The sequence below is a fragment of the Streptomyces sp. NPDC001678 genome (assembly GCF_042892945.1).
Taxonomy (GTDB): Bacteria; Actinomycetota; Actinomycetes; order Streptomycetales; family Streptomycetaceae; genus Streptomyces.
The window spans coordinates 236,663-258,503 of record NZ_JBIAUP010000009.1; the positions used below are offsets into that span (position 1 = coordinate 236,663).

Annotated in this window: 20 protein-coding genes; 16 read left to right on the top strand and 4 right to left on the bottom strand. The window is 75.1% G+C overall.

The genetic code is table 11. The annotated features are described in order from the left end of the window. The first annotated feature begins 13 nt into the window (after positions 1 to 13). Both ACFYZR_RS20635 and ACFYZR_RS20640 read left to right on the top strand, forming a co-directional pair. Positions 14 to 397: a BlaI/MecI/CopY family transcriptional regulator gene (locus tag ACFYZR_RS20635; RefSeq protein WP_391912236.1), complete on the top strand. Its 384-nt coding sequence runs from the start codon at positions 14 to 16 to the stop codon at positions 395 to 397. Next, on the top strand, positions 394 to 1,353 hold the full coding sequence (locus ACFYZR_RS20640; RefSeq protein ID WP_391912238.1) for a M48 family metalloprotease: 960 nt from the start codon (positions 394 to 396) through the stop codon (positions 1,351 to 1,353). The genes ACFYZR_RS20635 and ACFYZR_RS20640 overlap by 4 nt, the downstream gene beginning before the upstream one ends. A gap of 78 nt (positions 1,354 to 1,431) precedes the next feature. Here the strand turns inward: ACFYZR_RS20640 and ACFYZR_RS20645 are convergent, their stop codons facing one another. Then, positions 1,432 to 2,574, bottom strand: coding sequence for a ricin-type beta-trefoil lectin domain protein (locus ACFYZR_RS20645; RefSeq protein WP_391912240.1), 1,143 nt, complete (start codon positions 2,572 to 2,574; stop codon positions 1,432 to 1,434). 225 nt (positions 2,575 to 2,799) lie between these two features. On the opposite strand from ACFYZR_RS20645, the gene ACFYZR_RS20650 reads away from it, so the two are divergent. The 7 genes from ACFYZR_RS20650 (at position 2,800) to ACFYZR_RS20680 (ending at position 10,221) form a co-directional block, all read left to right on the top strand. Then, entirely contained in the window at positions 2,800 to 3,621 is an 822-nt protein-coding gene (locus tag ACFYZR_RS20650) for a hypothetical protein (RefSeq protein WP_391912242.1), read from the top strand. Positions 3,622 to 3,765: 144 nt separating this feature from the next. Continuing rightward, the gene (locus ACFYZR_RS20655; RefSeq protein WP_391912244.1) at positions 3,766 to 4,809 is read left to right on the top strand and encodes a 3-oxoacyl-ACP synthase III family protein; all 1,044 of its coding nucleotides are present in this window, start codon (positions 3,766 to 3,768) and stop codon (positions 4,807 to 4,809) included. After that, positions 4,806 to 5,555 (top strand): glycosyltransferase family A protein, encoded by a 750-nt coding sequence (locus ACFYZR_RS20660; RefSeq protein WP_391912246.1) that lies wholly within the window; start codon positions 4,806 to 4,808, stop codon positions 5,553 to 5,555. Before ACFYZR_RS20655 ends, ACFYZR_RS20660 begins: the two co-directional genes overlap by 4 nt. Continuing rightward, on the top strand, positions 5,555 to 7,090 hold the full coding sequence (locus ACFYZR_RS20665) for an AMP-binding protein (protein WP_391912249.1): 1,536 nt from the start codon (positions 5,555 to 5,557) through the stop codon (positions 7,088 to 7,090). Before ACFYZR_RS20660 ends, ACFYZR_RS20665 begins: the two co-directional genes overlap by 1 nt. 217 nt (positions 7,091 to 7,307) lie before the next feature. Next, the gene (locus ACFYZR_RS20670) at positions 7,308 to 8,543 is read left to right on the top strand and encodes a cytochrome P450 (RefSeq protein WP_391912251.1); all 1,236 of its coding nucleotides are present in this window, start codon (positions 7,308 to 7,310) and stop codon (positions 8,541 to 8,543) included. Further along, on the top strand, positions 8,540 to 9,463 hold the full coding sequence (locus ACFYZR_RS20675) for an NAD-dependent epimerase/dehydratase family protein (RefSeq protein WP_391912253.1): 924 nt from the start codon (positions 8,540 to 8,542) through the stop codon (positions 9,461 to 9,463). The genes ACFYZR_RS20670 and ACFYZR_RS20675 overlap by 4 nt, the downstream gene beginning before the upstream one ends. Positions 9,464 to 9,639: 176 nt before the next feature. Then, positions 9,640 to 10,221 (top strand): hypothetical protein, encoded by a 582-nt coding sequence (locus ACFYZR_RS20680; protein ID WP_391912255.1) that lies wholly within the window; start codon positions 9,640 to 9,642, stop codon positions 10,219 to 10,221. A 28-nt stretch (positions 10,222 to 10,249) separates the two neighbouring features. On the opposite strand, the gene ACFYZR_RS20685 is transcribed toward ACFYZR_RS20680, so the two are convergent. From ACFYZR_RS20685 to ACFYZR_RS20695, 3 genes are all read right to left on the bottom strand, one after another. Next, positions 10,250 to 10,465, bottom strand: coding sequence for a DUF5133 domain-containing protein (locus tag ACFYZR_RS20685; RefSeq protein ID WP_391912257.1), 216 nt, complete (start codon positions 10,463 to 10,465; stop codon positions 10,250 to 10,252). Between the two features lie 97 nt (positions 10,466 to 10,562). Next, the gene (locus tag ACFYZR_RS20690) at positions 10,563 to 11,009 is read right to left on the bottom strand and encodes a nitroreductase family deazaflavin-dependent oxidoreductase (protein WP_391912259.1); all 447 of its coding nucleotides are present in this window, start codon (positions 11,007 to 11,009) and stop codon (positions 10,563 to 10,565) included. A 168-nt stretch (positions 11,010 to 11,177) separates the two neighbouring features. Continuing rightward, a complete protein-coding gene (locus ACFYZR_RS20695; protein ID WP_391912261.1) occupies positions 11,178 to 13,535 on the bottom strand; it encodes a collagenase in 2,358 nt (785 codons plus the stop codon). Positions 13,536 to 13,750: 215 nt separating this feature from the next. Between ACFYZR_RS20695 and ACFYZR_RS20700 the strand changes: the two genes are divergently transcribed. From ACFYZR_RS20700 to ACFYZR_RS20730, 7 genes are all read left to right on the top strand, one after another. Continuing rightward, the gene (locus ACFYZR_RS20700; RefSeq protein WP_391912263.1) at positions 13,751 to 15,121 is read left to right on the top strand and encodes an aminopeptidase P family protein; all 1,371 of its coding nucleotides are present in this window, start codon (positions 13,751 to 13,753) and stop codon (positions 15,119 to 15,121) included. An 89-nt stretch (positions 15,122 to 15,210) separates the two neighbouring features. After that, complete coding sequence (locus ACFYZR_RS20705; protein ID WP_391912265.1) at positions 15,211 to 16,353, top strand: NAD(P)/FAD-dependent oxidoreductase; 1,143 nt, start codon at positions 15,211 to 15,213, stop codon at positions 16,351 to 16,353. 242 nt (positions 16,354 to 16,595) lie between these two features. Next, positions 16,596 to 16,910 carry a (2Fe-2S)-binding protein gene (locus ACFYZR_RS20710; protein WP_391912267.1) on the top strand — a complete coding sequence of 105 codons (315 nt, stop codon included), beginning with the start codon at positions 16,596 to 16,598 and terminating at the stop codon, positions 16,908 to 16,910. After that, on the top strand, positions 16,891 to 18,462 hold the full coding sequence (locus tag ACFYZR_RS20715; protein WP_391912269.1) for an FAD-dependent oxidoreductase: 1,572 nt from the start codon (positions 16,891 to 16,893) through the stop codon (positions 18,460 to 18,462). The genes ACFYZR_RS20710 and ACFYZR_RS20715 overlap by 20 nt, the downstream gene beginning before the upstream one ends. Further along, a complete protein-coding gene (locus tag ACFYZR_RS20720) occupies positions 18,459 to 19,367 on the top strand; it encodes a dihydrodipicolinate synthase family protein (RefSeq protein ID WP_391912271.1) in 909 nt (302 codons plus the stop codon). The genes ACFYZR_RS20715 and ACFYZR_RS20720 overlap by 4 nt, the downstream gene beginning before the upstream one ends. A gap of 58 nt (positions 19,368 to 19,425) precedes the next feature. Beyond that, entirely contained in the window at positions 19,426 to 20,430 is a 1,005-nt protein-coding gene (locus ACFYZR_RS20725) for a proline racemase family protein (protein WP_391912274.1), read from the top strand. Beyond that, a complete protein-coding gene (locus ACFYZR_RS20730; RefSeq protein WP_391912276.1) occupies positions 20,427 to 21,803 on the top strand; it encodes an aldehyde dehydrogenase family protein in 1,377 nt (458 codons plus the stop codon). Before ACFYZR_RS20725 ends, ACFYZR_RS20730 begins: the two co-directional genes overlap by 4 nt. The last annotated feature ends 38 nt before the right edge of the window (positions 21,804 to 21,841 follow it).

Consider the following 21,841-nt stretch of genomic DNA (forward strand, 5'->3'; position numbering starts at 1 on the left):
GAGGACGGTTCCGGTGACCGAGGACATACGCCGACAGGCCGGTGAGCTGGAAGCCGCCGTACTGGTCGTCCTCTGGGCGGCCGACCGCCCGCTCACCCCGCCGGAGGTCCAGGCCGCGCTCACCGAGCCCCTCGCGCGCACCACGGTCGCCACCACCCTGGCCCGGCTCCACGCCAAGGGCACCCTCGACCGGGTCCGGGCCGGGCGCGCGTACGCCTACAGCCCGGCCGTGGAGGACCGGGCCGCCCTCGCCGCCCAGCGCATGCACACCGAGCTGGACAAGGGCGACGACCGGCAGGGCGTGCTCGCCCGCTTCGTCTCCCGGCTCTCCTCCGCCGACGAGGTGGTGCTCAGGGAGCTGCTGGAGCAGGCCGCCGAGCCGGGGAACCGGCCGTGACCTGGGCCGTCTGGGCGCCGCTGATCATCCCCTTCCTCGCCGTGCCGGCCGCCCGCCGGCTGGCCGCCGCCCTGCCGCCGCGCCCGGCGGCGCTGCTCCTCGTCGCCACCGCTGTCACCCTCGCCTGCCTGTCCGGGACCGCCCTGGCGCTGCTGGCGGGCGCGGCGGTGCTGCGGCTGCCCGTGGTGGCGTCGCTCGGTCATCTGTCCGTGCCGCTGCTGGAGCGCATCGCGCCCGCGGCCGTGCCCGTCGGCGTCGTGGCGGCCCTGGCCGCCGGGGCGGTGGCCGCCGCCGTCGTCCGGGTGCTGCACGGCCACCGTGCCGCGCGGGCCCAGGCCGCCCGGGAGCTCGCCGGGCACTCCCGCGCGGGCGACCTCACGGTGCTGCCCGTGGCGGGGGCCGACGCCTATGCCCTGCCCGGCCGGCCGGGCGGCGTGGTCGTCACCGCCGGCATGCTGCGCGGCCTCGACGCGGACGAACGCGCGGTGCTGCTGGCCCACGAGCGGGCCCATCTGGCGGGCCGGCACCACCTTTTGCTGCTGCTCGCACGGCTGGCCGCCTGCGCGCACCCCGCGCTGCGCGGCCTGCGCGAACCGCTGGCCTTCCAGGCGGAGCGATGGGCCGACGAGGCGGCCGCCGCCGCGGTCGGCGACCGCAGGCTGGCGGCCCGGGCCGTGGCGCGCGCGGCGCTGGCCGCCTCGGCCGCGCCCACCGGCCGGGCACGGCCGGTGGGCGCGCTGCCGGCGGCCGCGGGGCCGGTGCCCCGCAGGGTGGCGGCGCTGCTGTCCGCGCCGCCGGTCACGCGGGGCTCCTTCGTCCGGGCGCGGAGCGTGGCTGCCGCGCTGCTGGCGTGCCTGCTGGTCTCCGGGGCGGCCGCCGCCGAGGCGACCACCGATTTCCACGAGGACATCGAGACGGCCCAGGCCGCCGGGAGCCCCGCGCCCGCCGGGTCGTAGTCCGCACAGGCGTGTGCCCCCTGTCCGTCCGGCGGTCACCGGACGGACAGGGGGCACAGGTGTGTGGCGCGGTCCGCGTCAGACGCGGTTCCACTTCTGGTGGTTGCCGCCGTTGCAGTACCACAGGCCGATCGGGGAGTCGTTCTCGGTCGCCTCGTGCGAGACGTCCACGCAGAGGCCGGAGGGGACGCCGGTGATGCTGCCGTCGGCGTTGAGGTTCCACTTCTGGTTGGCGCCGCCGTTGCAGGACCAGATGATCAGCGGGGTGCCGCCGGTCGTGCCGCCGCCGGCCGCGTCGAGGCACATGTCACCGAAGACGCGCAGCTCCTTGTCGGCGGTGTAGGTCCACTTCTGGTTGTTGCCGCCCCAGCAGTTCCACAGCCACGGCGTGGTGGTGCCCTTGTCGCTGGACATGTCCATGCAGCGGCCCGAGCCGACGCCCACCAGGCTGGTGGTGTTCTTGACGGTGGTGCGGATCCAGTCGCCCAGGTCGTCGGTGCGGGTGGCGACCGCGCCGGTGCGGGTCTCGCCCGCAGCGGCGCCCAGGCAACCGCCCTGCCAGGAGCCGGTGTTGACGCCGACCAGCTCGGTCTTGCCGTCCTTCTCGCGCAGCAGCGGGGCGCCCATGTCGCCCTTGCACAGAGAGTCGTCGAGGCTCTTGCCGGTGATGTTCACGGTGGTGGCGGCGAGGCCGTCCACGGTGGCCGTGGCGGTGTGCGCCTTGTTGGGCACCCACTCGGTCTTCGTCCGGCCGAATCCGACGGCCTTGAGGACCTCGCCCTTGGCGGGCGCGGCGGCGGCCAGGGCCACGGGGGAGACGCCGGTGGCCGGCTGGGCCAGCCGGGCCAGGACCAGGTCACGGCCGGCCTGGGGCACCAGCTCCACGACCTCGGTGACGATACCGGCGTCGGTGCCGAGGTCGGCGCGGCCGACGGTGGCGGTCGTCTTGAGGGACGGCTTGCCGTGCGCCAGGGAGGTGGCCTGCTGGGCGGTGTCGGTGAAGCAGCTCGCCGCGGTCACGACCCACTGCGCGTCGACCAGCGCGGCCGTACAGGACCGCTTGCCCCCGCCGATGTCGAGCTTGGCGGTGTAGGCATAGGCGCCGTCCTTGGCCTCGGGGCCCGTGACCGCACCCGCGGGCGCGGCGGCGAACAGCCCCGCGGCCATCGTGGCGGTGACGAGACCGGCCGACCACACCGAGCGTGAACTTCTGCCAGACATATATGTCTTCCTTAAACGCTTTACTAGAACGCTTCGATAAAAACGTGTTAAAAATGCACGGGCATGCGGAAGAAGAAAGGCGGCCGGCCCTCCGGAATTCCTGATCCGCGGTCAAAATAGCGAATTACGATGGAATTGGAAATTCCGCTGGGCGGTCCGGCGGCGGCCCGCACCGCCCAGCGCGAACTGGTGTGTGAAGTGGCCCTCGTGGGGTAGGAGTTGGCCATGGGGAGATCACTGAGAGGTTCCTTACGTGCCGTCGCCGCCCTGGCCCTCGCCTGCGCCGGAGCCCTGGCGGTCGCGCCGCCGGCTCCCGCGGCGCAGCCCGGCCCACGGGCCACCGCCGCGAGCGGCTGCGCCATGGACGACGGAGCGCGCGGCGTGGCCACGGGCGCGGCGGGCGACCCGGTCTCCGTGCCCCGGTCCGACGGCCGCGTCGACCAGTTCCAGGCGTTCTACGACAGCACGGCCACCCAGGGCCTGCCCTTCGTCTGGCACCGCGCGCAGAGCGGGCCCGGCGGCGCCTACGGAGCCTGGGAGCGCGTCAGCGCCGGCACCGTGGGCCCCAAGGCCTCCTTCCTCACCGCCACCGAGAACGCCGCGGGCGGCCTGGAGCTGTTCTGGCTCGACCACGGCGGCTTCTGCCACGCCGTCCAGGGCCCGGACGGCGGCGCCTGGTCCGCCCCCGAGAACTTCGGTCTGTCCCCGGCCCCGTACCACGGCTTCCTCGTGCTCTTCACCCGCTCCGACGGCACGCTCGTCGCCATGGCCTCCTCCCGCTCCGCGCAGGGCGGCATGGAGTCGCGCGCCCAGACGCCCGACGACGGCGTCTGGCAGCCGCCGGCCCCCATGGGCAAGGTCCCCGAGACCGGCGTCGGCCTCAGCCAGCCGAGCACCGTCACCGAACTGCCCGACAAGCGGCTCAAGGTGACCGCCCGCGAGTGGAACCGCGACCGCTACTGGCAGATCACCGAGAACGCGCCCGGCGGCGGAGCCCCCGACTGGCCCGCCCAGTGGCGGCTGTGCGCCACGTCCCGCTGCGACTGACCGTCGCACGTCCGTAAGTCTGTACGTCCGCACGCCCTGTATCCGCGGCTCAGAGCGGAGCCCACCGTTCTGCCTGATCTCCTCAGCCGCACTTGAGTACGCGTACTCACGCCGTCACCCGGAAGCGGCCGGAAGCTTGACGGCATGTGCGAGAACAGCAAGACCGTGTGCCGGCCCCGGGGCGGGGCCGGCATCACCGCCACCGGGTCGTACCTGCCCGAACGGACCCTGACCTCCGAGCGGTTGCAGGAGGAGGTGGCCCGCGCCGCCGGGCTCCCGCTGCCCCGGGGGCTCTTCCGGCGCACCACCGGCATCGTCACCCGCCGCGTCGCGGCCGACGGCGAGTACGCCTCGACGCTCGCCCTCGGCGCGGCCCGCCGCGCCCTGCGCTCCGCCGGTCTCCACCCGCTCGACATCGACCTGCTGATATACGCCTCCGCGACGCGCGACGTCGCCGAACCGGCCACCGCGCACATCGTCCAGGCCGCCCTGGGCTCCACCGCGCACGCCCTCGACGTCAGCAACGCCTGCAACAGCTTCCTCAACGGCATCGACACCGCCCGCGCCATGATCCTGGCCGGCCGCGCCCGGCGCGCCCTGGTCGTCACCGGGGAGACCCCCAGCCGCGCGATCCGCCGCGCCCCCGCCGGCCCCGGGCAGTTCCGCGACGGCTTCGCCGGCTACACCTTCGGGGACGCCGGCGCCGCCGTCGTGGTCGAGCCGGTCGACCGGGGCGGCATCCTCGACATCGGCACCGAGACCCACTCCGAGCACTGGTCCGTCGGCGGCATCCCCGGCGGCGGCTCCCGCCACCCGCGCTCGGAGGAGCACACCTACTTCCACGGCGACGGCCGCGAACTGCGCGAGGTGTTCGAGAAGAGCGGCACCGCCGTCCTCGACCGCGTACACAGGCGCACCGGCCTGGACTGGGACGACTACCGCCACGTCCTCGTCCACCAGGTGACCCTGCCCTACCTGGAACGCTTCGTCGAGCTCAGCGGCGTCCCCCGGGACAAGCTCGTCCTCACCGTGCCCGAACTCGGCAACATCGCCAGTGCCACCCTCGGCGTCCAGCTCGACCGGATCCACGGCGAACTGGCCCCCGGCGACCGCGTCCTGTTCGTCGGCCTCGGCGGCGGCATCAGCGTCATGACCATGGTCTGGGAGAAGTCGGAGGCGGCCGCGTGACCACCGAACTGTGGGTCGTCGTCCCCGCCCACCAGGAAGAGGCCCGCATCGGCGACACCCTGCGCGCCCTCGCCGCCCAGCACGACCGCGACTTCACACTCGTCGTCGTCGACAACGCCTCCACCGACGGCACCGGCCGCATCGCCCGGGAATTCGCCGCCCGCGCCCCCTTCCCCGTCCACGTCCTGGAGGAGCCCGAGAAGGGCGTGGGCTGCGCCGTCGACACCGCCTTCCGCCACGCCATCGACCACGGCGCCGGCTACCTCGCCCGCACCGACGCCGACTGCCTGCCCCGGCCCGGCTGGACCGCCGCCGCCCGCGCCGCGCTCACCCGGCGGCCCGGCCCACGACTGGTGTGCGGCCGGATCGACGCCCGCCGCGACGAACACGGACCCCTCGGCCGCGCCGCCTTCCGCACCGCCGTCGCGCTCGCCGCCGCCTTCGGCCGGCTGCGCCCCGCCCACGCCCGCCGGCACGGCTACCTCGCCCCCTACCGGATGCACGCCGGCAACAACATGGCCATCACCGCCGGGCTCTATCTGACCGTCGGCGGCATGCCACGGCGCCCCTCGCCCACCGACCGGGCCTTCCTCAACCGCGTCCGCCGCCACACCACGGCCATCACCCACGCCAAGGACATGGTCGTGGAGAACTCCACCCGCCGCCTGCGCGCCTACGGCCTCGCCGGCACCGCCCGCTGGTACCTGGACAAAGGCTGCGGCCCGCTCGGGGAGGACCCGCGCTGATGCTCGACCGCCTCGACCACGCCCTGCGCCGCCGCCCCCACCACCCCGCCGTCCTCACCACCACCCGCACCGGGGCGGTCCGCGTCCGCGCCACCCGGGGCGACCTCGCCGAACTCGCCGACGCCTACGCCGCCGCCCTCCACGCCCGGGGCCTCGCCGCCGGCGACACCCTCGGCGTCGCCGTACGCCCCGGCCCCCGTGCCCTCGCCGTCCTGCTCGCCGCCGACCGGCTGGGCCTGCGCGCCGCCGTCCTCGACCCCGGCGCGGGCCCCGACGTGCTGCGCGCCCGCCTCGCCCTGGCCCGGCCCGCCCTCGTCCTCGCCGACGCCACCGCCCAGGCCGCCGCCGGCTGGGCCCGGCCCCTGGCCCGCCGCGCCCGGCTCGCCCTGCCCGACCTGGGCGAGCTCGGCCCCGTCGCCACCCTCGGCCCCCGACTCCCCGGCTGCGCCGCGCCCCTGGACCTCACGGCGCCGCGCACCGCCCTGCCCGCCCGGCCGGACGACGACGGCGACGCGGCCGTCGTCTTCACCTCCGGGACGACCGCGCGCCCCCGCGCCGTGGTGCACACCCGCTCCTCCCTCGCGGCGGGCATGAGCGCCGTCACCGGACTCGTCGCGCCCCGCCCCGGCCGGCCCGTGCTCGGCGGCACCTTCTTCGTCCTCGTACCGTCCCTGGCCCAAGGCGCCCCGGTCGCGCTCCCCGCCCGCCGGCCCCGCGTCCTCGCCCGTCAACTGGCCCGGCTCCGCCCCCAGGCCACGTATCTGACGCCCCCGCGGCTCCGGGCGGCGCTCGGCGCCGGCGCCCCCTTCACGGGCGGCGTCTGGACGGGCTCGGCACCCGCGAGCGCCGAACTGCTCGCGCGCGTCAAACGCGCCGGGGCCACCGAGGCGTGGGGCGTCTACGCCCTGACGGAACTCTTCCCGGCCGCCGCCGTGGAACAGGCCGAGAAGGCCGCGTTCACGGGCGACGGCGACCTCGTGGGCACCCCGCTGCCCGGCGTCGGGGCCCGCCGCGACACCGACGGCGAACTGCTCCTGTCCGGGGCCGCCGCCCGCCACCGCTACCTCGGCGAGGACCCCGACCCCTGGGTCCGCACCGGCGACCGGGCCCGCCTGGACGCGGACGGCCGGATCGTCCTCGAGGGCCGCTGCAAGGACATGGTGCTGCGCGGCGCCGAGAACATCTACCCCGGCCTTTACGAACCGGCCCTGCACGTCCCCGGCGTCGAACTCGCCCTGCTCGTCGGCGTCCCCGCGCCCGACGGCGACGAACGACTCGCCGCCCTCGTCCAGCCCGCCGCTGGTGCGGACCCACGCGCCCTGCGCGCCGCACTCGCGGCCCCCTTCGCCCGCATGGGCACGGCCCGCCCCGACGCCGTCCTCTTCACGGACATCCCCCTCGCGGGTCGCTCCCGCAAACCGGACCGCGCGGCCGCCGCACGGAAGGCGGCGGCGTTGCTCGCGGGGCGGAGCCGCGCCCCCGCCGGGTGCCCGCGCGAATCGCGGCGTGCCTCATCAGCCGGAAGAGAGACATGACATGACGACAGAGCGAATCACGACCCATGCGGCCGATGACCCGCGACGGACGCTGTTGAAGAGCTGCCCCTTCGCCGCAACGGTGACGGCGGGGCTTGCCGGGGTCACCGGCGCTGCCATAAGCCCGTCCGCGACGATGGCCTCACCGGCAGGGGATCCCGGTGAGGCCACGGCTGCCGCCGCGCCCGTGGCACTCGGCGGGCCCACGGTCCTTGGCGTGCCCGCAGGCCCCACGGTGCCCTTCCCCCCGCCCTCGCCCGCCCGTTCGGCCTCGCCGACGCGCTCGGTCGGCACCGCCGCCGCACGTCGGCGGGACCGGCAGGTTTACACAGCCGCGCACCCCGTCCTCTTCACCCTGCTCGCCGCCGCGCGCCACAAGCCCGTCCTCCGCATCGGCCGCACCCTGATCGTCAACGACGCCGACGCCCTGCGGCACGCCCTGACCCGCCTGCCGCTGGACCGGGTGGCCGCCGGGACGACCGGCGGGGCCGCCCGGTCCGCGCTGGGAGCCGGCACCGGCCCCGGCGACGCCGCTGGCGGCGTCCTGTTCGACCAGCAGGGCGCGGCACACCGCGCCGCGCGGCGGGGGCTCGCCGACGGGTTGTCCGCCGGGGGCGTGGCCCGCCTCCGGCCGCTGTGGCAGGACACGCTCGCGCGCGGCCTCGCCCCGCTGGCCGAGGGGCGGGACGTCGACCTCGTGGCCCTGGCCCGGAAGACGGCCGGAGTTACGGCGTGCGCCCTGCTGGGGGTGGACGCCGACCCGGTGCGGCTCGCCGACGCCGCCGCCGATGCCGCCGCGGCGGCCGTGCGGGAACACCTGCCCTCCCCGCCCCGGCCTTGGCCCCGATCCTGGTCCCGGGCCGGTGCCGACGCCGACGACGCCGTACGACGGCTGCTGGACGCGCTCGACGGGCCCGGCCGCGACACGGCCGCGACCGACGCCGCCGCACGGGCGATGCTCGCCGTCGCCTCCGTCACCACCGTCGTCGCCGCACTGCCCCGCGCCGCCGCCTGGTGCGCGGACGCCGGCTGGTGGGACCGGGCCGCCGACGACACGCTGCGCCCCGCCCTGGCCCGGGAGCTGCTGCGCGTCACCGCGCCGTCCCCGCTGCTGCCCCGCGTCGCCGCCGGACCGGGCACGCTGGGCGGCCGCCCCGTACGGGCGGGCGACCGGCTGCTGCTCGTCGCCCGCCACGCCGTCCGCGCGCACACCGACGACCCCGACTGCCACCACCCGGCCGAACCCGCCCTGTCCCGGCTCGTCTTCGGCGCCGGACCGCACGCCTGCCCCGGGGCCCGGCTCGTCACCGCCCAGCTGGAGGACTTCCTGTACGCCCTCGCCCCCCACCGCCCCGTCGTCGTCCGCGCCCGCGCCGACCGCCGGGCCGCGCTGCCCGGCTGGCGCTCGCTGGTCGTCGCGCCCGGCGGGCACCCGGCACGGGAGGCGGCATGAGCCCGGCGGCGCAGCTCCGTATCGCCGTCACCGGGGCGAGCGGCTTCTGCGGCTCCCACATCGCCCTCGCCGCGGCCCGGTTCGCGGACGTGGTGTGCGTGGGGCGCCGCCCCGGCCCCGTGGGCCGGCACGTCCCCTGGGACGCCGCGCGCGAGGCGCCCGGCCTCGCGGGCGCCGATGTGGTCGTCCACTGCGCGGCCGCCGTCGGCGACCCCGCCCCCGGCTCCCGCGCCGAGGCCCTGATGCGCGCCGTCAACGTCGAGGGAACCGCCCGTCTGATGGACGCCGCCGCCGGGCGCCCCGTCGTCTGGATCGGCAGCGCCAGCGTCTACGACCCCCGCGCCGACCGCTCCCTGGTCCGCGAGGACCACCCGGTCTCCGGCCAGCTCAACGCCTACGGCCGCACCAAGGCCGCCGGCGAGCGCCTGGCCCTGGACGCCGGCGCGGTCGTCCTGCGCCCCCGGGCCGTCTACGGCCCGGGCGACCCCCACCTGTTGCCCCGGCTGCGCTCCCGCGTCCGCGCCGGCACGCTCCTGCTGCCCGGCCCGGACGTACCGCTGAGCCTGACGGCCGTGGAGAACCTCGCCGACGCCGCGCTCGCCGCGCCCGGCTGGCCGCCGGGCGCCTACAACATCGCCGACGCCGTCGCCCACGGCCGTGACGCGGCCCTGCGCCGGGTGCTGCGGGCCCATGGCGTCCGGGCCCGGATCCGTCATCTGCCGCTCGGCCTGGCCCGGTCCGCCGCCCGCGCCGCCGAGGCGGCGGCGCGGCTGCGCCCGGAGGCCGGGGCCGCGCTCTCGCGCTACGCCGTGGACCAGCTCGCCCACCCGGTCGTCCTGGACACCGGCAAGGCGCGTGCCCAGGGCTGGCTGCCGCGCCGGACCCTGGACGACTACCTGGCGGACGTGGCCGGTCGGTAATCCGGCCGACTTGTCGCCGTCGTCATCCGGGGTGCGCCGCATGAACCCTGGTGGGCGCCTGGCGTGTTTGCCCGCCCCGGCCGGTCCTCGCCCTGGCGACGTGCCTGCCCCTGCGATAGGCAGCAGGGGGGCAACCGCCCGTACGCGCACATCCCCTTTCCTCGGATGGAGGACCCATGCGCACATCCCACAGAGCCGCCCTCGCCGCGGCCGTGGCCTTCGCCGGACTGTCCGCCGCCATCATGCCGACGAACAGCGCCGCCGACACGCGGACCGCCTTCGCGGACCAGGCCGTCCGCGCGGGCCTGACAGCCGACCAGGTGGCCGGGCTGCGGCAGCGCGTCGACGCGTATGTCGACGCGACGGACGGCCGGCGGATCGCGCTCAACAAGATCGCCCTGAAGGGCGGCACCATCCTGGTCACGGTGCCCGGCGAGACGTACGCGCGGGAGCTGAACGGCCCGCCGGCCCGCTCCGCCCCCACGAACGCCCTGGCCGCTTCCTGTCCGTACCTGTACTTCTGCGGCTGGAAGGGTTCCAACCGCTCGGGCGACCAGTGGAACATCTCCAAGTGCGATGTCCTTCAGGAGATCCCGGACGGCTGGAACAGCGGTGGTTCCTGGCAGAACAACCAGTCCAGGGGCACCCAGGCCTTCATGTACAACAAGAACCGGGACTGGATCTACACCACTCCGCCGGCCCCCTACGGCCCGGTCAACGGCAACTGGGGCCCGGTCTGGTACGTCCAGGCCTGCTAGCACCAGCAGCGGCCGAAGGCGGCGGAGGTCAGTCCGCCGCCCGGCCCGCTCCGGGCACCCGGCGTCGCGCGGCGGCCAGGGCCGCGTCGATGTCACGGGTGCCCGTCGACACGCACAGGGTGTAGACGACGTCGTCCAGCCGCCGCCGGGTCGCGGGGTCCCCGTCACCCGATGCCAGTGCGCGCTCGAGCGCTGTGTACCGCCGGACGAGCTCGTCGAGCACGGCAGGGTGGGCGAGCAGCATGGAATCTCCTCCGGGTGAGCCGGGACGACAGTTCGTCGTGCGTCTGCCCGGACACCCCGGTCCCATGCCACCCGTGTCCCGGCGCGGCCGAGAGACGTCAGTGCGCGGTGCGGGACGGCTCCAGGACGAAGACGGGGATCTCCCGGGAGGTCTTCTCCCGGTACTCGGCGTAGTCCGGCCACACCTCGACGGCCCGCGCCCACCACGCGGCCCGCTCCTCGCCGGATACCTGACGGGCCGTCATGTCCTGGAGCAGCGTGCCGTCCCGCAGCTCCACCCGGGGGTCGGCGAGGAGGTTGTGGTACCAGACCGGGTGCTTGGGGGCGCCGCCCTTCGAGGCGACGGCGGCGTACGCGCCCTCGTGCTCCACCCGCATGAGCGGCGTCTTGCGGAGCTTGCCGCTCTTCGCGCCCCGGGTCGTCAGGAGGATGACCGGCACGCCCCGCAGGGTGGTCCCCTCGGCGCCCCCGGAGCTCTCGATCAGCTCGACCTGGTCCCGCACCCACTTGGCCGGGCTCGGCTCGTACTCACCCTGCAGCGGCATGTCATCCGTCCCTTTCATCGTCTCTTCGTCCGGGAACCCGCGCGCGGATCCGTCCGTATCGCGCGTGCCGTCCCATGAAATACCGAAAGCCGCCCGGCTATTCCCGTTCCGCAGGAAGATGTCCGGAGGCCGCCCCCGGCCCGGCGGGGGCGACCTCACCCGGACGGGTCAGCCGCGCAGCGGCCCCTCACAGCTGTAGTCCGCCGTGCCTACGGGACGGCCGGACCACAGGTCGACCTTGCCGAAGGAGCAGTTCATGTCGGCGAGGTTGTTGGCGCCCGCCTTGGCGCGGTCGAGGATGAAGTAGTCGACCGTCTTGGACATGTCCTTGAAGACCAGGTCGGCGTCGCCCGGGCTGCTGAGGTTCGCGGTGATCCGGCCGGTGCAGACGAAGCGCGGGCGGTCGGAGGAGCCCGCGGCCCGGCAGTCGGGCGACTGGCCGGTCGCCGCGGTGAAGGACGAGCGGACGGCGGAGGCCGAGGCGTCCCGCAGCTGGTTCACCGGGGTGAACGCGGTGGCCGGCACGTAGAGGTCCTTGACCTTGCCGATCTGCTTGTCGAGGAACGCGTCGTAATCGCGCTGCACATACCAGTCGCGGCCCATGCGGCTGCGCCAGGCGTCGAAGCCCGCCACGTCGTTCGCGCGCAGATAGCCGTACATCTCCCGCAGCAGCGACGGCCGCTCGCTCCACAGGTACTCGAAGAACGTGCCGGCGTAGTTGTAGAACCGGAAGCCGTCGCGGTCGTACTCGGCGTGCAGCAGCTGGTCGACGGTCATGCGCGGCTTGCCGCCCGCCGTGTCGTTGATGATGCCCTGCACCAGCGACTTGCGCACCCGTATGCCGTCGCCGCGCGTCGATCCGTCGAAGAACTCGGCGGTGCCCTCGTCCATCGCCGTGGTGCGGTCGTTCTGGTACCACGGGCCCTCGCCGAAGCTGCCGGGCACCGCCCAGCGGCCATTGAGGTAGTGGGTGTACTCGTGGCGGAAGAGCTCTTCGAGGGTGAGCGTGGAGTCCTGGGGCACGCGGCGCTCGTAGGTGTAGAAGGTGGCGCCGTTCTCGATGTAGATGCCGCCGTTGTTGGTGCCCATGCCGGTCAGCAGCGGGTGGTAGATCTCGTAGTCCGAGCGGGAGGCGTACAGGACGATGTTCAGCGTGGAGTTGGTGTCGCCCGCCAGCGGCTGGTCGGTGCCGAGCACCCGGTGGTACTGCGCCTTGACCTGCTTGCTCGCGTAGTACAGCCGGTCGACGGTGGCCCGGTCGAGCGCGGTACGGACCTTGATGCCGCCGTTGTCGTAGGTGTACGTGTACGGGAACAGGCGCCGGTCGATGTCCGCCTTGCACACCCCGTACTGCTTGCAGGCGCCGTACTCGTTGAGCCAGGCGACGGTCTTGCCCCAGGGCTCGCTGCCCTGGCCGAAGGCGCGGACGACCGTGTCCAGCAGCCCGCCCAGCGCGGAGGTGACCTCGCCCTTGAGCGCGTCGATCTGGCCGAGGCGGCCGTACTCGTTGACCGCGTCGCGGGCCACCCAGGCGTTGTCCGTGCCCTTGAGGTGGGAGTAACCGGCGAACGCCTTGAGGGCGGCGCGGTAGGCCGGGTCGGCGGCGACGGCCGAGCGGAAGGCGGTGTCGTTGTTGTAGACGCCCAGGTAGCTCACGGACAGCGCGCCCAGCGCGGCACCGCCCCAGCCCGCGTCCTTGGCGGTGTCGGGGTGGGAGGCGTCGAACATGCCCAGGATCCGCTTCATCAGCGGGAGCTGGGACTGACGCAGCCCGGGGGAGCTCGCGGCGTACAGGGCCTCGCGCAGGGTCTCGCCGTTGACGCGGGTGGCGTCGAACGTGTGCTGTGCGATGCCGAAGTAGTACACCGCCCGGCGGACGGCCTCGACGGTCGTGGCGTCGGAGAGGTCGATCTCGTCGTGCGAGAAGTCGTGGTAGGCCGCCGCGTGGAGGTAGGTGAACATCTCCAGCGTGTGGGAGGTGTTCTTCCCGTCGTGCCAGTAGCCGTAGCGCTCGGCGCGCTGGGCGACGGCTCGGACGTTCTCCTTCGAGAAGACCGTGACCAGTCGCTGGTCCCAGGTCCACAGGATGTCGCGCAGGCAGCCGTCGGCGGTGACGGCCGGGTCCATGAGGAAGTCGGCGAACTGCTCGGGGGAGAGCCTGCTGACGCCGTCGACCGTGCAGGGAACGCTCGAGCCGCCGAGGGTGACGCGCGGGGCGACGGACGGCGCCGGATTCTTGCCGTCCTTGCCCTTCTTGCCCGGCTGCGGGCCGGGCACGCGCCCGTCGGTCAGCCCGCCGGGCGCGCTGGTCTTGCCCGTCTCCGGCTCGGGGGCCTTGGCCAGGCGGGTGACCTCGTCGAAGGGGTTGGGCGTGAGGGCGTCGGACCGTACGGCCGTGGTGGGGGCGGCGGGTCTCGCGGGGGTGGGGGAGGAGAGCGCGTAGCCGGTCTGGACGGCCGTGGCCGAGAGGGTCAGCGCTATCGCGGTGGTGAGCAGGGATCTGCGCACGGTGGCGGAGTGGAACACCGATGAACTCCTGTGTGGGAGGTGTGGAGCGGCGGCGCGCGGTGGAAGAAGGCGCGCACGCCGGAGGCCGACGGCCCACCGGGCATCAACCACCCTGTGACAGGCGGTACGTGGGGGACCGGTGAGGCGCCATGTGATGTGTAACGTAGTAATGTGAAATTGCACTGACAAGATGTCAGCTACTCCGTTATGTATCCGTGTCCGAGGAGGAGTTCATGCGCGAACCCGCGTCCACCGCGCTCCGGACCGTCAGTCACGACCTCCCCGTATCGCCTGAGCTGGAGCGCTTCATGGCGGGCGGCTGGGCGGCCACCCCGCTCCCCGGCGGCGTCCGGCTGCCCGTCGCGGACCTCGCCGCCGCCCGCCGCGCCCGGCTGTCCGCGCGCTTCCCCGGCGAGCGGCTGATCGTCCCCGCCGGGTGGCTGAAGGTCCGGTCCAACGACTGCGACCACCGCTTCCGGCCGCACAGCGCGTACGCCTGGCTCACCGGGCTGACGGGTGAGGAACAGGCGGGCCACGTGCTGGTCATGGAGCCCGATGGCCCGCACGGCCATGAAGCCGTCCTCCATGTGCGGCCCCGCTCGCCGCGCACGGGCGAGGAGTTCTACCGGGACCGCCGCTACGGCGAGTTCTGGGTCGGCCGGCGCCCCGACCTGGCCGAGGCCGAGCGTATGACCGGCATCCGCTGCGTCCCCCTCGACGACCCCGGTCGGCTGCCTCCCGGCCGCGCCGCGTCCACCGACGCCGAACTCGCCTCCGCCCTCAGTGAGCTGCGGCTGGTCAAGGACGCCTGGGAGGTCGAACAGCTCCAGCTGGCCGTGGACCACACCACCGCCGGATTCGAGGACGTCGTCCGGGCGCTGCCGCGCGCGCTGGCCCACCCGCGCGGCGAGCGGTGGATCGAGGGCGTCTTCGGCCTGCGCGCCCGCGCCGAGGGCAACGGCACCGGCTACGAGACCATCGCCGCCTCCGGAGCGCACGCGTGCGTGCTGCACTGGATACGCAACGACGGGCCCCTCGACCCCCGTGAACTGCTCCTGCTGGACGCCGGGGTGGAGACGGACACCCTCTACACCGCCGACATCACCCGCACCCTGCCGCTCTCCGGCCGCTTCTCGCCCGTCCAGCGCCAGGTGTACGAGCTGGTCCTCGCCGCGCAGGAGGCGGGCATCGCCGCCCTCGAACCGGGCGCGAGCTTCCGTGACTTCCACCGGGCCGCCATGCGGGTCATCGCGGAAGGCCTCGTGGAGTGGGGCGTCCTCAAGAGCGCGGAAGGCGACTTCCACCGCCGTTACACCCTCTGCAGCAGCGGCCACATGCTCGGCCTGGACGTCCACGACTGCGCCCAGGCCCGGGCGGACGCCTATCTCGACGGCGTCCTGGAGGAGGGGCAGGTGCTCACCGTCGAACCCGGGCTCTACCTCCAGCCCGACGACGAGACGCTGCCGCCCGAACTGCGCGGCATCGGGGTGCGGATCGAGGACGACCTGGTGATCACGGCCGAGGGGGCGCGGCTGATGTCGGGGGCGCTGCCGCGCACGCCGGACGGAATCGAGGGGTGGATGGGGGAGTTGATGGGGTGTTGACCCAGGGCTGATCCCGGGAAAGTGCCTTGGTGAGGCGTTGTCAGGGCCTTGGCAGCAGCAGTGCAATGTGAAATATTACTGCCGTGTTCATGAGCGACTCCCCGGACGTCATCGTCGTCGGAGCGGGCGTGGTCGGCGCGGCCTGTGCCTACTACGCCGCCCGCGACGGCCTCTCCGTCACCGTGCTCGACCGTGGTCCCGTCGCGGGCGGGACCACGGGGGCGGGCGAGGGCAATCTGCTGGTCTCCGACAAGGAACCCGGCCCCGAACTCGAACTCGCCCTGCTGTCCGCCCGATTGTGGCACGACCTGTCCGGGCGGCTCCCGGACCGCGTCGAGTACGAGCCCAAGGGCGGCCTGGTCGTCGCCTCCGCCGACGCCGGCATGAAGGCGCTGCGGGACTTCGCCGCGGCGCAGACGACGGCGGGCGTCACCGCCCACGAGATACCCGCGGACCGCCTGCCCGACCTGGAGCCCCACCTGGCCCCCGGCCTCGCCGGCGGCTTCCACTACCCCCAGGACGCCCAGGTCCAGCCCGCCCTCGCCGCCGCCCACCTGCTGCGCGCCTCGGGCGCCCGGGTGCGCATCGGCGAGGAGGTCACCGCGATCCTCACCGGCCCGGACGGCGGGGTGCGCGGCGTCCGTACTCCGGCCGGCACCGTGCGTGCCCCGCTCGTCGTGAACGCGGCCGGAGCGTGGGGCGGCGACCTCGCCCGCCTCGCCGGCACCCACCTGCCCGTCCTGCCCCGCCGGGGCTTCGTGCTCGTCACCGAACCGCTGCCGCGCCTGGTGCGGCACAAGGTGTACGCGGCGGACTACGTCGCCGACGTCGCCAGCGACTCGGCGGCGCTCCAGACCTCGGCGGTCGTCGAGGGCACCCCGGCGGGCCCGGTCCTCATCGGCGCCAGCCGCGAACGGGTCGGCTTCGACCGCACCCCGTCCGTCGAGGCGCTGCGCCTCCTCGCCGCCCGGGCCACGGCCCTGTTCCCGGTCCTGGCCGGGGTGCGGGCGATGCGGACGTACGCGGGGTTCCGCCCGTACCTGCCCGACCACCTGCCCGCCATCGGGGCCGACCCGCGCGTCCCCGGGCTGCTGCACGCCTGCGGCCACGAAGGCGCCGGCATCGGCCTCGCCCCGGCCACCGGCCTGATCGTCGCCCGGCTCCTGACGGGCGCCGAACCCCCGCTCGACACCGGACCGTTCCGGCCCGGCCGTTTCGCTCCGGCTGCCTGACGCCCGCTGCCCGGCCCTCGCCGCCTGGCCTGCGCCGTCTGCCGCCCGACGGCACCGCCTGCCGCCTGCCGTCACCGCCCGCCGTCCGAAGCCCGTCCGTCCGCTGCCCGAAGCCGTCCCAAGTCCGCCCGCCCGACGTCCGTCGTCCTCCGCTCTCCGAAGCCCGTCCGTCGTACGTCACCTGTCCGTCCAGGGCCCGGCCCCGCCGCCCACCCCACCCCATCCCCGAGAGGAGGCCCGCAGTGGCCCGTACCCCCGCCGACCTGGTCGGGGCGGACCCCGGACCGCCGTTCGCCATCACCTTCGACGGCCGCGCCGTGCCCGCCCTGCCCGGCCAGACGATCGCCGCCGCGCTCTGGGCGGCGGGCATCCTCGCCTGGCGCACCACCCGCGACGGCGGGCGCCCGCGCGGCGCGTTCTGCGGCATCGGGCAGTGCTACGACTGCCTCGCCACCGTCAACGGCCGCCCCAACCGCCGCGCCTGTCTCGTGCCCGCCCGCCCCGGCGACCGCGTCACCACCCAGGAGGGTCACGGGCATGCCGACCTCGCCGTCTGAGCCGACCTCGCCCGCCTCGCCGCCCGGGAAGGGCGTGCCGTCCGGGCGGCCCGCGTCGTCCGAGGCGTACGACCTCGCCGTCATCGGCGCCGGCCCCGCCGGCCTCGCCGGAGCCGTCGCCGCCGACGAAGCGGGCCTGACCGTCGCCCTGCTGGACTCCGCCGCGCACACCGGCGGCCAGTACTTCCGCCACCCCGACCCCGCCCTCGGCGCGGCCCGGCCGCAGTCCCTCCACCACCACTGGCCCGCCTTCGCCCGGCTCCGCGACCGCCTCGCCGCCGGCGGCGTCACCCACCTCGCCGGACACCACGTGTGGACCGTCACCCGCGAGGCCGAGAACCGCTGGACCGTGCACGCCCTCACCGGCGCCGACGGCGAGGCCGACGAACCGGTGACCGTACGGGCACGCGCCGTCCTGCTCGCCACCGGCGCCTACGAACGGCAACTCCCCTTCCCCGGCTGGACCCTGCCCGGCGTCGTGGGCGCCGGCGGAGCCCAGGCCATGCTGAAGTCCGGGCTCGTCCTGCCCGGCGGACGCGTCGTCGTCGCCGGCAGCGGGCCGCTGCTCCTCGCCGTCGCCTCCTCGCTCGCCGCCGCCGGGGCGGACGTCCCCGCCGTCGTCGACGCCTCCGGCTACACCGGCTACGCCCGCCACCCCCGCGCCCTCGCCACCAACCCCCACAAGCTCCTTGAAGCGGCCACCCACGGTACGGCGCTGCTGCGCCATCGCGTCCCCGTGCACACCCGCGGCGCCGTCACCCAGGTGCACGGCACCGACCGGGTGGAGGCCGTCACCATCGCCCGCCTCGACCGGCACTGGCGGCCGCTGCCCGGCACCGGCCGCCGCGTCGCCTGCGACGCGCTGGCCGTCGGCCACGGGCTCGTACCCCGGATCGAACTGGCCACCACCCTCGGCTGCGCCACCCGCCGCACCCCCGACGGCACCACCGCGCTCGTCCTGGACGGCTTCCAGCGCACCTCCGTCCCCGGCCTGTGGGCCGCGGGCGAGCCCGGCGGCGTCGGCGGCTGGGAACTGGCCCGCGCCGAGGGCGAGCTGGCCGGCCTCGCCATAGCCGCCCGCCTCGGCGGCCGCCCCCCGCTCACCGGCGGCACCCGGCTGCGGCGGCTGCGCCGCGAGCGGGCCCGGCTGCGCGCCTTCGCCGGGGCCATGGCCGCCGCCCACGCCCCCGGCCGGGGCTGGACGGGGTGGCTCACCGACGACACCGACGTCTGCCGCTGCGAGGAGGTCACCGCCGGCCGCGTCCGCGAGGCGGTGCGCGACCTCGGCGCCCACGACGCCCGCACCGTCAAGCTCCTCACCCGCGCCGGCATGGGCTGGTGCCAGGGGCGGATGTGCGGGGCGGCCGTCGCCTGCCTGGCGGCGGAAGGCACGACGGACGGCGGCACGGCGGAGGGGACCGTGCCGCCGTCCGCCGAGCGCAGACCACTGGCCGTACCCGTACCGCTCGGGGCCCTCGGCTCCGAGCCCGCAGGACAGCCCGGCACAGAACACGAGACAGAACCCGAGACAGAGAGGCCCACCGCACCATGACCGTCAACTCCTGGACCCCCACCCACCCCTGGCGCGGCATCATGGTCGCCACCGCGCTGCCGCTGCGCGACGACCTGTCCGTCGACCACGACGCCTACGCCGAGCACGTGCGCTGGCTCCTCGACAACGGCTGCGACGGCGTCGTGCCCAACGGCTCCCTCGGCGAGTACCAGACCCTCACCCCCGACGAGCGCGCCCGCGTCGTCCGCACCGCCGTCGAGGCGGCCGGCGACGGCGCCCGGGTGATGCCCGGCGTCGCCGCGTACGGCGCCGCCGAGGCCCGCCGCTGGGCCGAGCAGGCCGCCGAGGCGGGCTGCGGGTCCGTCCTGCTGCTGCCCCCGAACGCCTACCGGGCCGACGAGGCCGCCGTACGCGCCCACTACGCCGAGGTCGCCCGGGCCGGCATACCCGTCGTCGCCTACAACAACCCCCTCGACACCAAGGTCGACCTCACTCCCGCCCTGCTCGCCCGGCTGCACGCCGACGGCCACATCGTGGCCGTCAAGGAGTTCTCCGGCGACGTCCGGCGCGCCTACGAGCTCGCCGAGCTGGCCCCCGGGCTCGACCTGCTCATCGGCGCCGACGACGTCCTCCTCGAACTCGCCGTCGCCGGGGCCGTCGGCTGGGTCGCCGGCTACCCCAACGCCCTCCCCGCCGCCTGCGCCGAGCTCTACCACGCCGCCGTCGCCGGGGACCTGACCAAGGCCCTGCCGCTGTACCGGGCCCTCCACCCGCTGCTGCGCTGGGACTCGAAGACCGAGTTCGTCCAGGCGATCAAGCTGTCCATGGACATTGCCGGACGCCGCGGCGGCCCCACCCGCCACCCCCGTCTGCCGCTGACCGGCGCGGCCGAGGCGGCGGTGCGCGCCGCCACCGAGAAGGCCCTCGCCGACGGACACCGCTGAGCAGCCCCTATCGACCCCACCATCCCTTCCGTCCCTTCCGTCTCCCGAAAGGACGTCCGTGCGCACCCGTCATGTCTTCCACGCCGTCGACTCGCACACCGAGGGCATGCCCACCCGCGTCATCACCGGCGGCGTCGGGGTGATCCCCGGTGCCACCATGGCCGAACGCCGGCTCCACTTCATCGAGCACCTGGACCACCTCCGGACGCTCCTGATGACCGAGCCGCGCGGCCACGCCTCCATGAGCGGCGCGATCCTCCAGCCCCCCACCCGCCCCGACGCCGACTACGGCGTCCTGTTCATCGAGGTGTCCGGCGTGCTGCCCATGTGCGGGCACGGCACCATCGGCGTCGCCACCGTCCTCGTCGAGACCGGCATGGTGCCCGTCACCGAGCCCGTCACCACCGTGCGCCTCGACGCCCCGGCCGGCCCGGTCACCGTCGACGTACGGGTGGAGGACGGCGCCGCGCGGTCCGCCACGATCACCAACGTGCCCGCCTTCTGCCTCGGTCTCGACCGCAAGGTGGACGTGCCCGGATACGGCACGGTGACGTACGACCTCGCCTTCGGCGGCAACTTCTACGCGTTCGTCGAACTGGACGCGCTGGGCCTGCCCTTCGACCGGTCCCGCAAGGACGACCTGCTCGCCGCCGGACTCGCGGTCATGGCCGCCGTCAACGCCTCGCCGGACCGGCCCGTCCACCCCGAGGACCCCGGCATCAGCGGCCTCAAACACGTCTACCTCGCCGCGCCCGGCTCGGACGCCCACCACTCGCGGCACGCGATGGCCATCCACCCGGGGTGGTTCGACCGTTCCCCCTGCGGCACCGGAACCTCCGCCCGGATGGCGCAGCTGCACGCCCGGGGGCTGCTGCCGCTCGGCCGCGACTTCGTCAACGAGTCCTTCATCGGCACGCGCTTCACCGGCCGTCTGGTGGGGGAGACCGAGGTGGGCGGGGTGCCCGCGGTCGTCCCCACCATCACCGGCCGGGCCTGGATCACCGGCACGGCCCAGTACTTCCTCGACCCGGACGACCCCTTCCCCGGAGGCTTCCTGCTATGACGTCCCCTGTCTCCACGACGTCCCTCGTCTCCCGCAACCCGGCCGCCCCCTCCGACGTCGTCGCCGAGTTCCCGGCGGCCGGAGCGCCCGGCGTCGCGGCGGCCGTCGAACGGGCGCGCGCCGCCCAGCCGCAATGGCTGTCCGGCGGCGCGGCCGCCCGCTCCTCGGCGCTCACCGCCGTCGCGACCGCCATCGAGGCGACCGCCGGGGAACTGGCCGGGCTCGCCGTACGGGAGGTGGGCAAGCCGTTCGCCGAGGCGCGGGCCGAGGTGGCCCGCACCGCCGCGATCTGGCGGTACTACGCCCAGGCCCCCTACGAGCCCACGGGAACCGTCCACGAGCCGGCCGCCGGCCCCGGGCTGCTGCTCACCCGACGCCGCCCGCACGGCGTCGCCGGCCTGATCACCCCCTGGAACTTCCCCCTCGCCATTCCGTCCTGGAAGGCCGCCCCGGCGCTGGCCACGGGCAACGCCGTCGTCCTCAAGCCCGCCCCCGAGGCCACGGCGTGCGCCCGGCGCCTGGCCGGCATCGTCCAGGAGGCGCTGCCGGACGGGGTGTTCACCCTCGTCCCCGGCGGCGCCGAGGAGGGCGAGGCCCTCGTCGCCACCGCCGACGTCGTCTCCTTCACCGGCTCCACGGCCGTCGGCAACGCGGTCGTCCGCGCGGCCACCGCCCGAGGCATCCCGGTGCAGGCCGAGATGGGCGGTCTCAACGCGGCGATCGTCCTGCCCGACGCCGACATCGAACGGGCCGCCGCCCACATCGCCGCCGCGATCGCCGGGTACGCGGGCCAGAAGTGCACCGCCACCAGCAGGGTGATCGCGGTGGGCGCTGCCCGGGAGCCGCTGCGCGAGGCCCTGGCCGAAGCGCTGCGCACACTGCCGGTGGGCGATCCGGCGGACCCGGCCACCGTGTGCGGGCCGCTCGTCTCCGAGCGGGCGCGCGACCGCTTCGAGCGGGCCCGGGAGGGCCTTCACACGCTCGCCGAGGGGCGCGCCCCTGAGGGCCCTGGCTGGTACGTGGCCCCCACCCTGGCCGAGAAGGTGCCGGAGGGTCACCGGCTGCTGAGCGAGGAGGTCTTCGGCCCGATCGCCGCCCTCCTGCCGGCGGACGACGTGGCGGAGGCGGTACGGATCGCCAACTCCGTCCCCCACGGACTGGTCACCTCGGTCCACACCGGGGACCTCGCCATGACGCTCGACGCCCTGGACCGCCTGGACACGGGCATGATCCGCGTCAACGCCCCGTCCACCGGAGTCGACTTCCACCTGCCCTTCGGCGGCGCGAAGGCGTCCGGGCACGGTCCACGCGAACAGGGCCGCGCGGCCCTGGAGTTCTACACGTCGAGCAGGACCTACACCCTGACTCCGTAACGCAATGTGACATTGTACGCTGGATGGTCCGGACCGGA